This is a genomic window from Pedobacter sp. (genome assembly GCF_041662865.1).
Classification (GTDB): domain Bacteria; phylum Bacteroidota; class Bacteroidia; order Sphingobacteriales; family Sphingobacteriaceae; genus Pedobacter.
Genome location: NZ_JBAZRL010000006.1, coordinates 46,841 through 60,010, shown reverse-complemented (window position 1 = coordinate 60,010; position 13,170 = coordinate 46,841). Strand labels below are relative to the sequence as shown.

General features: G+C 35.7%; 11 protein-coding genes and 1 pseudogene. 4 read left to right on the top strand and 8 right to left on the bottom strand.

Annotated elements, in window-relative coordinates; all coding sequences use genetic code 11:
• Both WC622_RS03670 and WC622_RS03665 read left to right on the top strand, forming a co-directional pair.
• A pseudogene (locus WC622_RS03670) lies at window positions 1-2,048 on the top strand (AIPR family protein).
• Window positions 2,049-2,166: 118 nt separating this feature from the next.
• Complete coding sequence (locus WC622_RS03665) at window positions 2,167-3,228, top strand: DNA cytosine methyltransferase (RefSeq protein WP_372817397.1); 1,062 nt, start codon at window positions 2,167-2,169, stop codon at window positions 3,226-3,228.
• Here WC622_RS03665 and WC622_RS03660 read toward each other — a convergent pair.
• The 6 genes from WC622_RS03660 to WC622_RS03635 form a co-directional block, all read right to left on the bottom strand.
• Window positions 3,217-4,185 (bottom strand): hypothetical protein, encoded by a 969-nt coding sequence (locus WC622_RS03660; protein ID WP_372817395.1) that lies wholly within the window; start codon window positions 4,183-4,185, stop codon window positions 3,217-3,219. The two genes, WC622_RS03665 and WC622_RS03660, sit on opposite strands and share 12 nt — an antisense overlap.
• 1 nt (window position 4,186) lies before the next feature.
• Window positions 4,187-5,977, bottom strand: a complete 1,791-nt coding sequence (locus WC622_RS03655; RefSeq protein WP_372817393.1) for a hypothetical protein — start codon at window positions 5,975-5,977, stop codon at window positions 4,187-4,189.
• On the bottom strand, window positions 5,974-7,029 hold the full coding sequence (locus WC622_RS03650) for a hypothetical protein (protein WP_372817391.1): 1,056 nt from the start codon (window positions 7,027-7,029) through the stop codon (window positions 5,974-5,976). The genes WC622_RS03655 and WC622_RS03650 overlap by 4 nt, the downstream gene beginning before the upstream one ends.
• Window positions 7,030-7,291: 262 nt before the next feature.
• The gene (locus WC622_RS03645) at window positions 7,292-8,356 is read right to left on the bottom strand and encodes a DUF932 domain-containing protein (RefSeq protein ID WP_372817390.1); all 1,065 of its coding nucleotides are present in this window, start codon (window positions 8,354-8,356) and stop codon (window positions 7,292-7,294) included.
• The gene (locus WC622_RS03640) at window positions 8,334-8,540 is read right to left on the bottom strand and encodes a hypothetical protein (RefSeq protein ID WP_372817388.1); all 207 of its coding nucleotides are present in this window, start codon (window positions 8,538-8,540) and stop codon (window positions 8,334-8,336) included. The genes WC622_RS03645 and WC622_RS03640 overlap by 23 nt, the downstream gene beginning before the upstream one ends.
• A 61-nt stretch (window positions 8,541-8,601) precedes the next feature.
• On the bottom strand, window positions 8,602-9,192 hold the full coding sequence (locus WC622_RS03635) for a hypothetical protein (protein ID WP_372817386.1): 591 nt from the start codon (window positions 9,190-9,192) through the stop codon (window positions 8,602-8,604).
• A 412-nt stretch (window positions 9,193-9,604) separates the two neighbouring features.
• Between WC622_RS03635 and WC622_RS03630 the strand changes: the two genes are divergently transcribed.
• Entirely contained in the window at window positions 9,605-10,009 is a 405-nt protein-coding gene (locus WC622_RS03630; protein WP_372817384.1) for a RusA family crossover junction endodeoxyribonuclease, read from the top strand.
• The gene (locus WC622_RS03625; RefSeq protein ID WP_372817382.1) at window positions 10,009-10,950 is read left to right on the top strand and encodes a hypothetical protein; all 942 of its coding nucleotides are present in this window, start codon (window positions 10,009-10,011) and stop codon (window positions 10,948-10,950) included. Before WC622_RS03630 ends, WC622_RS03625 begins: the two co-directional genes overlap by 1 nt.
• A gap of 60 nt (window positions 10,951-11,010) precedes the next feature.
• Here WC622_RS03625 and WC622_RS03620 read toward each other — a convergent pair whose 3' ends face one another.
• Both WC622_RS03620 and traM read right to left on the bottom strand, forming a co-directional pair.
• Entirely contained in the window at window positions 11,011-12,015 is a 1,005-nt protein-coding gene (locus tag WC622_RS03620; RefSeq protein WP_372817380.1) for a hypothetical protein, read from the bottom strand.
• A 15-nt stretch (window positions 12,016-12,030) separates the two neighbouring features.
• A complete protein-coding gene (gene traM, locus WC622_RS03615; RefSeq protein WP_372817378.1) occupies window positions 12,031-13,080 on the bottom strand; it encodes a conjugative transposon protein TraM in 1,050 nt (349 codons plus the stop codon).
• Window positions 13,081-13,170 lie beyond the last annotated feature (90 nt).

The following is a 13,170-nucleotide window of genomic DNA, read 5'->3' as shown; positions in this document are numbered from 1 at the left end:
ATGGCAACATTAGATGAATTTCACGAAGATTTTATTCAATCAGTTCTAATAGATGCAGAATCTAGGAGTCTGTTCAAGGCCCAGTCATTTTTTGAAATTGTCTGTGAAGATCTTGTAAGTGTTGGTGACTTGACCACTAACTATACACCGGCAGAATATATTAAAAGAGGTTTGGAGGCATACGGTTATGATTATGATGAAGAAAGAAAAATTCTTACCATTCTTAACCATCAGTTCTACCAAGACGATACGATTCAGACACTTACTAAAGGTCAGATAGAGACTAAATTCAGTCGATTAAAATCATTTTTTAATAAGTGTACTGAACAACTCTACAGTGAAATGGAAGAAACATCTGAAGCATATTCAATGGCTTATAACATCTTCAGATACTTTGAAAGGAAACAGTTAAATAAAGTTAGGCTTATGGTCCTAACTGACGGTAAAGCAACAAGAAATCTGCTTGAACTTCCTGCCGAAAGCATCAAAGATATACAGTTTGATTTCCGAGTTGTGGATATTGAGTATTTACATAATATTTATGAGTCGGAAACTAAATCTGCCGTTTCAGATATTGAAATTGATCTTCCGTGTCTTAAGATTAACGATGATAAAAATAGCTACCAATCATATCTTGCGGTGATAAGTGGTGACCTTTTGGTTGATATTTATGAGGAGAATGGACAAAAGCTTTTTGAGCAAAATGTACGCACATTTCTACAGTTCAAGGGGAATGTCAATAAGGGGCTTAGAAATACAATTGAGTATAATCCCGAAATGTTTTTGCTTATAATAATGGTATAACTGCCACAGCAGAATCAGTAGAAATATCAAATGACGGAAGGCTTAAAAAAATTCGAAATTTCCAGATTGTAAATGGAGGGCAAACCACCTCCGCTATTTACGCTGCTAAAATGACGTCAAAGCTTGATGTCTCCAAAGTTGCTGTCCAGATGAAACTTTCAGTGGTAAAAAGCACACAAAATCAAGATGACTTTGTATCAAAGGTTGCCGAATACGCAAATACGCAAAACAAAATAAATAATTCAGACTTTTTCTCAAATAGTCCTTTCCATAAAGACATGAAGGAATATTCTAATAGAATATTCGCTCCTGCAACTGGGGGCGCACAAAAACGAACCCACTGGTTTTATGAGCGAGTTCGAGGTGAATATTTAAATAGTCAGGCATATCTTAAAGCTACTGAAAAAGCAAAATTCTTACTAGAAAATCCTAAAAATCAGGTTGTAGACAAAACACTCCTTTCAAAGACAGAAATTATGTGGCGTGGTAGACCTGATATTGTATCAAAGGGAGCACAGGAAGCATTTAAAAAATTTGCTGATGAAATTACCGAAACCTTGGAAAAGGACAATTTAGCAATAACCGAAGTTTATTTTAAAGATGCGATTTGCAGAGTTATTCTATTCAGGACTGTAGAGAGAATGGTTTCAGCTGCACCATGGTATGATGGGGGATTTCGAGCGCAGACAGTAGCATATACTATTTCATATCTGTCTGAACTAACACAAGCCTCCAGATTTGAACTTAATTTCGACCTTATATGGGAACTTCAGGAAATCCCACAATCACTTGTTGAGATGCTAAAACTTATTTCTGAAAGAGTATATCATAAAGTAACTCATCCTGCACCAGGTTATGCTAACATCACACAGTGGACTAAAAATTCTATGTGCTGGATTGCCGTTAAAGAAATTGACATTGAATTTCCTATTGAAGATCCTCGTCTATTTATCCACAGGGAAGATAAAAAATATAAGGCAAAAGAAAGTAAAGATGTCAAGGCGGTAGACAAAAGTATTGATAATCAAATCTTTGTTCTTAAAGTTATTGCCAAAGACTGGAATACTTTGCTCAGTTATTATAAAAATTATAAGGGCATCAAAAATCTAAGCTCCATGCACCTTGACGTTTTAGAAAAGATGGCCTCGAAAAAAATAACCCTGCCCTCAGAAAAACAGTCAAAAATTTTATATCAAATCTTTGAAGGCGCACGTCAAGAAGGGGTATTACTTGATACGATCTGATTGGGTAAAAAAAACATTTTTTATTGTTGCCATATTTATTATTTTCACTGTTTGTTAGCGTTTTTCTTGGAAATATCAGGATTTTTCACTAACGAATTGATTATCAAAATATTACAGCGTGAAAAAGTCTAAAAAAATTGGTATCGATATTTTCAGCGGAGCAGGTGGCCTGAGCTTAGGCGCAGAAAACGCTGGAATTTCTATTGGACTAGCTATAGAAAAAGACCCTTCCGCTGCAAAAACCTTTAGTAGAAATCATCCTGGAGTAAATATTCTGTGTAAAGATATCGGGGAAATCAAACCTTTAGAACACATCGAAAAAAATCCTTTCATTGTTTTCGGAGGTCCTCCTTGCCAAGGTTTTTCTTTGTCGAACACTAAAACTCGCACAGAATTTAATAAGAATAATTATCTATTCAATGAATTTGTAAGATTTGTAAATGAGCTTCAGCCAGAGTGGTTCTTATTTGAAAATGTTGAAGGTATCACTACCTTCAATCACGGGGAAACGGTAAAAGAAATAAAAGCATGTTTCAAAGAAATCGGGTATGAAACTACTGAAAAAGTACTCTATGCATCTGATTATGGAGTTCCACAACATCGAAATAGATTCATAATGGTAGGTAATCGGTTAGGAAAAACGTTTGAATTCCCTGCTAAGAGTAATCGTAGAATTAGTGTTGAGGATGCAATTTCAGATCTACCAGACCTTAATAATGGCGATAAATTTGCTGACCTTCCTTACAAGAGGGAACTCTCTGAAGTTAGCAATTATGCTAAATCAATGAGACTAAAATCAAATTCTGCTAGTCAAAACTTAGTATCTAAGAACGAAGAGTACGTAATTGAGCGATACAAACATATTAAGCAGGGTCAAAATTGGCGGGCTATCCCTTCTGAAATGATGCAGAACTATGCCAATGTTAATAATTGCCATAGTGGGATTTACAAAAGATTAGATGCTTCAATCCCATCGGTTGTAATATCCAATTACAGAAAAAATATGTTGATTCATCCTTTCCAAGACAGGGGACTTTCTGTCAGAGAAGCTGCAAGGTTACAGAGCTTTCCAGATCATTTTGTTTTCGAAGGAACTTTAATGCATGTACAGCAACAGATAGGTAACGCTGTACCCCCATTGCTAGCTGAGGCTATCTTTAAAAAGATATTAAGTTATTAATTCTTCCAAATTATACGCTAAAAAGTAGCTTGAGCCTTCAGAATAAGCATTGATATTGTACTGGTTTGCTGAAGCGTAGCAAATTTGTATATCTTCATTTTTAAGGGCTGCAATAGCTACGCCCATAGTGGAGATCTTATTATTTAGTGGAGATATAACAATATTATATTGTTGTCCATATTTAGCATGTAAACTGGTAATCTGATCTTGTGTCTCCTTAATATTTGTGCAGGAGAATTCGAATTGATCTAAAAGAATAGATGAGTTATTAATTGCAAGATGCTGATACTTCTCATTTGCAATTTGACTTAATTGTTCATTTATAGAGTCTTTACTCGATGCTTTTCCCAGAATTAGTTTATTAGGTTCAAAAGAATTGATTATTTCATCTGCCCTTTCTTCTTCAAATCCACTAAGAAGTATTAAGAGAAGTTCTTTTGATGGTGACTGCATTCCAGAAAACCCTAATACAGACCTTATATCTCGTATTCCTTTCGTTAACCAAATACTTTGATCTTTATCTGAATAGCTTTCAGCTGGTGTATAAACGAAAACCACATCTAAATATTTCAAGAATAATTCGGAAGAAAGAAGTCTGATTAATATAAGCAAAACCTCTCTCGTAAAGGTAGTCATATCTATAACTACCTTATATTTATCACGTGATATGGTATCAGAAAATTTTAAAAATAACTGATAAAACTTGTCATACGTCTCAAGTGGAGAATTTTTAGGATAATCTATTCTGGATAAAAAAGGAAGGTTCTTTTTCACTTCTTCTAAATTATCTTCTGATACTTTGTAGGTATCTTCAATATGAAAAATTACAGCTTCTTTTACTTGAGTTTTATCTAAATTGATTCCCAAGAACATAGAACGACTCTCAAAACCAGATGAGCATAGGTAAAGATCTATAACTCCTAAATAGGTGACGATATTTTCTTTTTCTATTCTCATGTTATTCAAGTTCCGTAAGTAAACTTAGTTGCTGATCTTCGTCGCCATTAGAAAGTGTCTTGTTAGCTTCACGTTCAAATTTCATAGGGTCAGTTAGGCTTATTTTCAACACACTACTGTTCATAAATTTGTAGCCTTTAAAACCTGCTGGGTCCAATTTGAAATATGGTGACAATGTACGGCTTAAAATGTAAAGCCTACACCTGCCTGTACCTTGTTTGTTCCCAATCGAACTTTTGTGCAAATATCCGTAATGTTCCGCTAGATCAATTATTTCTTTCAATTCATTGTCAGGCATATCATTTAAGGCAACAGAAAAAACTATTCTTTCAGCTCTATCTGAAACAAATATTCTGTGGAACATTTGCCCTAGGCCAATAATAAGATTATATAATTTATCTGCTTTACTTAAACGCTCATTCTCATTTTTATGCCCATGTTCCTCGATAACTTTTTGAAATTCATTTTCTAAAAAACTACTTGAATATTCTTTAATTATGGAATCTTGAACCATTACGGGTATATGATCAATGTCTGGAATTTGAATTTCATTCCTAGAAATATGGTTCGAAAACATCCTTGTAGCCGGCTCTAGGAAATGACGTATAATACCAGATGAAACATCTACTAAATTATCGAAACCAGCATAGTTGTAATGAGAACCTGCACGACTTCCCTTTAATCGCTTTACATACTCTGAAGTAGCATATCTCCTGGCTGCATCACCTCCTGCATAAGATTTATTTGGGTTTGAAAATTCAATTTTTAATTTAGCTTTAATCTCTTCGATCTCCTTCTCTTGGTCAGCATCAAAAGGGAAAAAGTCAGTTGGAGCAATCTTTTTCTCCAAATATTTTTCAATTCGTTTACTAACAATTCTTTCAATACGCTTATAATAGTTATTGTTGGGCGTTGTGTAGACAGTTGCTATGTTTACCTGTGAATAATCATGTGGTGAATCAATAGTTTTGTTTGTAACCGTTTTTAAGGTTTTATAATCTAATTGCGTAGATATTTTAATACTAATGTCCTTTGATGTTCTATAAGAGACCCAAGTATTAAGAATTTTGGTTTGCGTTTCGTTCAAATAACCAGCGTCATCCACCAATAGAAAAATAGGCTTATCCTTTGGAAAGAAGGAAAGTTTTTTAAGTTCCAAAAGTATTGGATATAAAAAATCTAAATAATTACATAAAGGACCGTTATATTCTAAGGGCAAAGAGGGAGATAATGCCACCTTTTTGCAGTAGGTTTTACATTTTAAGAAGATTTCATCCAGTATTTTGATTACTCTTTCAAAGTAGCTTACTGGATTATCAAATTCAACCTTATAATTTTCAATATTTTGACCAGAGATATCAACATACCATAAAAATGTATTGCGATAAAAATCTTTAATTTCAGTTAAGCACTTGTCAAAATCATCTTTATACTGAAGGATGCTTTTAAAACATTTAGATGCAACATACGTAGTTAAAAGGTGCTCATTAAAAAATGTATTAGAACTATCTTTTAACCTATCCAATTCCGGGTAATTAATATCCGTTAATTTTATTGGAGCATATAACGAAAAATAGTTAAGTTCATTAAGTCCACAATTCCTATCTATCTTTTGACAATCTGGCATCATATACCTAAACATCATACTTTTTCCAGAACCCCTAGGGCCATTTAAAAACGTATGACCTATTTCAGGCACTTGATAAAAATCAGTAAAAACATCGACAAATAATTCATGTACTTCTTTCGCAGAAATTCCTTCTGGCGTATTTACTTCAAAAGGATTTTTCATGATAGTTTCATTTTAGATTTTACCAAATTAGATATATAATCGCCGTCTATCTGTTGCCCATCATACATGGTTAGGCTTTTGCAAACATCGAAAATATCACTTTTTTCAAGCACGGGATAACCATTCTCTTTCAACTCATAAGCGATGGGCGATGTTACTTGGTCATGATCAGAAGATGTAACCAAATTGATTTTGACCCTTACTTTATTGAACCTACACTCTTCAGGAAGAAATCTTCCACAATACAACGCTTCTAAGAACGTTTTCTGTGTTCGTTTATATATCTCTGTTAGTAAAAACTCCTCTACAGTACCACTTTTAGTTTGTTTTGGATATTTATCTACTAAAAATTTATCCATTACATAAAAACTCAATTGAATTTCACGTTCACTTAAATCAACACTATCTAGACTTGCGGAATACAAATGAAATATCTTGCTTGTTGCCTCAAGACTATCAATTTCAATTAGAAATTTCGACGCCCTCGTTAGGTCTTCTGCCAACTCGTCACCTAAACGAAGGGATGCTGCTAAAAATTGTGGGCGAATTTTTTGATGGGATAAAGAGTCAGAATTTTGCAATTTCCCAATCGGATCATCCTGTCCTCCGTGAGCTCTGGCAATATTCCCAATCACAAGCTTTTCTGAAGTATTAAGCACATTACCAGCATCAAATTTTGCCAAGAGTTCCTTTCCTTTTTTTGCATGCTCAGCTCTGCTACCGATTAAATGTCCAGTGTCATGCAATTGAATTGCCATTAGCAAGATAAACACCTCATAGGGTGAAATGAAGAATTTATTTGGTTCAGGATTTAGAGTAGGATTCAGGCAACTAATTATTTTGGATACTCGATCGATAACCATTTTTATGTGGTCAACACCATGGTCATTGTAATAACCTGACTTTTCAATTTCTAAAATTTTTGTCTTAATTTCTGGATGGACATCCTTATCAAACGCGTTTTTAAAAGTCTTGTAAATACCGACATAATCCTTTTCATGCGGGAACACAGACTTGTCCGTAATTTTTAAAAATTCCTCTTCGATATTCACTATACTAAATTTAACAACCACAACAAGAAAAAATAATCTTATCAGGTATAAGTATGTCAAGTTTACAAAAAAAAATGGTTTTTTTTTGTAGCTTCAAAGAAAGAGGATCTAAAAACAAAAATATAATTAGGAATTAAAGGATATTCAAATATTTAATATATCATAAAAAGCTCCTGTGAAATCATAAAAAGCACTTAAGGCGCCGACAAAAAAATGCCCTCTCCATTTTTCAACGAAGTGGGCATTTTTGACCTGTATTTATTTAATTCAACGCTTCTATGCCATTATTGGCAAAATTACTGCACAAATCGAATGCGATTTGGCTTCTCTGTAAACCTGTTCCGTACATAATAGATTTAAACTTGCTTTGCTCATCTTTATAATTGCGCACGTTTTGAAAGTATCCCGTTACCGCATTGTATGCACCAAACAAAGTACCTTTGGTTGTGGCTTCCTGTTGAGTAGGATTTGTTAAAGCATATTCCATTACGCTACTTACCATATTATTGTATACACTTGAAAATTCATCATGTTTACCACTTTTGAGATTAGTTATCGTTTCCTTGTTCGGTGCCATTGCCAACTGAACCAAGCGTTTTACTGCTCTATCGGTAATTTTTACTTTTGACCATTGGTTAAAAACCTCCCCCAATTCATTTGCTAATTGGTTGGTAATCCCCAAAAGTTTATGTGCCTGTTTTAACCTTTCCTTTGCACTTGCCGTGTGGCGTATCTTAATGCAATTCGTATGATTTTTTAATGCCGCATTTAAGGTATTTTGGCAACAAACACGAATAGGCGTAAACGATGCGGTTATACTACCAAAGCCATCGTGCGAAGATGTAAGGAAAAGATATTTTTCAATACAGTCTGTTCTACCAACACGAATATAATCAGGAAGTTTAGCGGTAATAAAAATTCGTTCTCCCAGTCCTAACACTCCTGCGGTTTCATATAGAATCCCATCTTTTCCGCCTACGATGCTATCAAAAAATGCAAATGCATCTACATTTTGAACGATGTTATAATCCTTGCCAACAACACCCAAAACCTCGTCCGTATCTGTTCTAACATTTGCATAATGGTTGGGTACATCTACACGCCATTCCATTACAATATCATTGTCCTCTGTTTCGGGTGTAGTATCATCGCCATAGGTAAATAGGTTTCGTTTTTCTACAGTGTAATCCAAACCTGCGTGCTTTATTGCTTCGGCACTGGTCGGGTAATCGGTTATAATCTGCCCCAAACCATGCCAAGCTTTTTCCTCTACACTAAAAAAACTATGCTTTTCTGTTTTTTGATTATAATTTAGGTTGTGTGCCATGGTTGATATTTTTAATGTTCCTAACTCTTGATACTAAAATTTCTGTTTCCAAAATGTTGACGTTTGCCGTATCGGTTAATGTCAGTTTTGATTGGGTTTCTATCTCGTGCACTATATCCCCCAAATTAGAATGGTCGGCATGAACTGCAACCCGAGCCATAATAAATATTGTTTCGTATTTCATGTTTTTAAATTTTGATAAATGAATAAACGCCCCTTGCAACCTGCAAAGGGCGTTACTTTAATTAAGCAGGAATAAAAATCTCTCCCTCGATTTCGGCTAATTTGTCAATACATAAATTATTAACTCTATTTGCTACCTCACGGATAATAAAAGGGTTCTTTGTAGTAAACTCCCTGCCTTTATCATCTTCAAGGGTAAGGGTACAACCTTGGAAAAAATTGTTGTCAGTTTCTTCCGCATCATCCTGTTGCGCCACTTCAAAAGCTTCCAATGTGCTTATGGTTTCCAATAACTTGACTCTTTGATTGATGCGACGGTTTAAGTCCAACGCCAATTTTATGGTTTTTTCCAAATTGAATGCTGGCTTGTCCTCTTTCATTTGTTCCTTGATTTCAATTTTGGTCGGCTCTGCTTTTGGCTCTTCGGATTTTGGCGCATCCTGTTTTGGGGTTTCTGCCTGTGGTTTTACATGTTCTGCAGGTTTGTCGTTTACAGGTGCTTCAATCTTTTTAACTTCTTCGGGCTTGGCTTCAACTTTATTGGCTACCGAACCATTGCCGATTGGCGAAAGGGTTTTTACATCTGATTTGCCATTTAATTGAGTGCTTGTTTTTCCGTTTACGGCTGAACCGTTTAATTGTGCTGTTTTCATGATTTCTGTTTTTAAATTTCTATTAATGATTATTTGAACGATTTCCCCAATCGGGGCGGTTTTGTTTAGGCGGTGGCTCTGTGGCGTACCGCATTGGCGTTGAGTGGGTGGGCTTCTGTCTTTTAGTGTTACCATAGCTTTTGTTTTTTAAGTCCAGTCGGCAGAGCCTCCTGGCTTTTTGATAACCCCCCGCACCTGAACGCAATCCCCTAGCAAGGCAAGGCTTTGCGAAAAAAAACCTCGTGAGCGCAGCGAGCAGGGAAGATTTTTTCAGCAAACCCGTAGGGTTTAGCCTTGACGGCTAGGGGATTGTTCAGAAATTTGTTCACAAAAAGCCTAGGTGGAATTTTTAGTGCTAATGATTATTAGTTGAAAAATGCTATCTTGCGTATATACTTTTTTACAAGGAAATATGTTTCCGATAGAATTCACATTTGATGGTCCGCCTTTATCTTTGCAGTCCAAGAATAAGGTTAGAAAAAGAGCCTATAAACAAAACATCGAAACGATAGCTAGAGGTATATTGCCAGCAGGTTTTGTAGTTTCTCCTGATGACCTAGAAATAACAATAACTTATTACCATGATGGTGCATCTCCAGATGTTGATAATATTATCAAACCCATACAAGATGCATTGGTTGGAGTAGTATATGTGGATGATAAACAAATTGCACATTCCACAAGCAGAAAAAGAGATATAAATAGAGGTTACAAAGTCAGACACGTTTCTGCTTGTATTTTAGAATCATTTGGAAAAGGAAATGATTTTATTCATGTTAAAGTTGATACTCACACCCCTTCAGAAGACCTTGACTAATGGAATCAAATTTAAATATTAAAAATATTGAGCGAAGGATTAAAGAACTCGCTAAAGAGTATGAAAACAAAGGGTATTCTGTTTTCATGAATCCTAATCAAGAACTTCTACCTAGTTTTTTAAAGGGATTTGAACCTGATTTGATTGTCTCGAATGATAATGAAAGTGTTATAATTGAAGTTAAAAGCAGGCAGGACTTGTCTGACCTGAAAAGGTATGAAGATTTAGCATCCATAATATCAAAAATGAAAGGTTGGAGATTTGAACTTGTTTTTACTAATCCTACAATTACAACTTTTGAGAAAAGTACAAGCCAGACGCTAAGTATTGAAGAAATTAAATTAAGACTAGTAGATGTTCAAAACCTGATAGATAAAGAATTTACAGAAGCATCTTTTCTTTTGTGCTGGTCAACATTAGAAGCAGCTATGCGATATAAGCTAGAAAAAGAAAATTTCGAAGGCTCAAATAAACCAACATCTTATGTTTTTAAATCAATATTTTCATTTGGATTAATAAATCAGCATGATTACAAAACTTTAGAGACTTTATTCAAATTTAGGAGTAATTTAGTACATGGGTTCATCCAAGATATCGAGAAATCAAATGTTACTGATTTAATAAATATTGCTAAATATCTTATAGGAGATAGCATTGAAGCCGAAATACAAATCTGGCTAGAAAGTCTTGATCTAGAATATTATGATGATGTGTATTCTTTATACTTAACCGTTGAAAATAAAGATGATTATGGTGGCTTTACCTATGAACAAAAAAATGAAAGAATTCTAATTAAAGCTGATGATATGGATACTCCATTAATTCTAAATTCCGAGGAACAAAGAAGAAAATTCGCTGAGCTAATAGAAGAAGAATATATGGATGGAATGTCGCCAGAGGGATGGTATGCGTTTAATAAGGCGATGGAAAAAGATGATTAGATAATTATAGATTGCATAAAAAAACGCCTAGGAGTATTAAAACTAGGCGTTTTTTTAACTTTACATTCTGATTCCCTGCCTTTGCTCAACTTCCTGCTCTTTCCCTTTATCTTTAGATTGGGCTACGGACATTGAAGGCTCTTTCAGGAATTGCTCCCTTTTTTCAGGCTTTCCGTTCTCTGCATACATATTGATCTGGCTGTAACGTGGTACAGCTTCGATAAATAGTTTCATTGGCTGACCATCCTTTTCCGTAGTCACAAAAGGGCGGTTACCATTCTTAAGTGAATCTTCCAACAGCACTTTTTTAGCTGGGTCTTCCAATTCCTTGATATTAAATCTTTCCAATACCTTGTTAAGGTCAAAGCCATATTGCGGATCATGGAATTGGTTTGTACTATAGTTTTGGAATCGGTCTTTTCCTTTTTCAAAATCGAGTTTTACCCAAGCCTTATATGGCTCGCCAGATAGGTTCATCATATCATTACGATAAACCGAGCGACCTTGAATAAGGTTTACTGCCTGCTCTGCTTTAAAGCCCCTGCCTTTCTCTATCCAAAATGTCTGTGAAATTGGGTTGGCATAATAAGTACGCTGAAACTCCTTGTTCACGTAGTTTACCTTGCCATTTTCCATATTGGCAACCATATTTTTACTGGCAACCAAATCCTTGTTATTATCCCCTTTGCCAATGGCAAGTTCGCTGTTACCTGTTTGTTTTTTAAAGAAGTTAATGGCTTCCTCGGTATTTAGGAATGACTTGATAAGGTTCTGTTTGCCCGCTTCTTCTGGCTGTGTAATCACGACATATTTCTGTCCTTCCTGCAAGGTCTTACCTTGGTTGTGCGACACTTCGAACTTATTGAAGTAATAGAACTCCGATTGCCCAGACTGTTTGAAATGCAGGGTCAAATCTACCTGACCTTTGGTTGCCTTTGCGATATCATGCAACCTAAAATCGGGAACATTGTCCTTCATGTATTCTTCCATTTCACCAATGAGCTTATCCTTAAAGCCCAATCTTTTCATTTCATCTTTCAGGTCTTCTAAATTGTTCAAATTCATAATGCTATTTTTAAGTTAACGAATAGATTGATTTGGTTTGTTGTTGCGGAGAAGAATGGGATATTCTGCCTTCAACTTGACTTTTATGCGCTTTACCTTTTTAGAGAAAAGACTTTTCGTGGCTTCGATACCTGCGCCTGCAATCTGTGCGCCCATTGATTGGTCTAATCCCATTAGCTGTATATTTCGAACAGCATCGTCAGACCCGCCATTGATGGCATCGGTCAACAATGCCTCTGGTGCCTCAATACCACGGATGCCGTCCAAACTGTAAACCGAGAGGTCGACTGGAACGATGCGGTTTCCCAAACGGATGGTCTTTATATCGAGCAACAATCTTTGGTTGGCAATATTGCATATGCCATAGATGAACTGCCCTTTTGGGATAATCTGTCCGTTCAATTTTACGCTATCGAGCAGACGCAACTTAATGGTCGCTCCCTGTAGAACTTTTTGGTTATCGACGATTACTGCAGGGATAGCCTTGAACAAACTATCTGGGCTATCGGCAACCTGATTGATGTATTTTTGCCTTACACGCTCTGGATGCTGTATATCCATTATGCTTTGTAGCATCGAATTCATCTGCTCCATTTCTGGGTCTGAACCTTTGCCCGACTGCATAGATTTCATTAGCATTTCCAAACGGTCTACATCGTTTTTCATTCCATTAGGCAGTTGCCTAACAGCACTCGTATTGGCAATTACTTTCGGAGACGGCTTAGCAATTTCCTTGTTCAATGCCTCCAATTTCTGATTAATCTGATCGGTCTGTACATCTTCTTTTGCATTAAATCCCAATCGGTCGGCAACATTTTGAATGCCATTTTCATTTGCGCTGGTATCTTTTCCAGTAAGGTTATAGATGCCCATTTTATCTTTTGGGTCTTCCTTTTTAAATGAGGCATCGGGAAGTGAGGTGTTTATTCCTTTGCTATCGAGTTGCCCTGGAAGTTGATTTGCTTTTCCTCCGCCCATTGCGTAAAATGCAAGTGCCATAAAAGGCAGTACCAATAGTGGTAACACCAATAGCACCTTTCTCTTGTCCTTTTGTTTTGTTTTCATATTGAATTATTTGAGTGATAAATGATTAATTTATTATCGAATTGTAGAGCAGGTAAATGCAATATGCCCCGAATGCAAGGCAGAAACCGA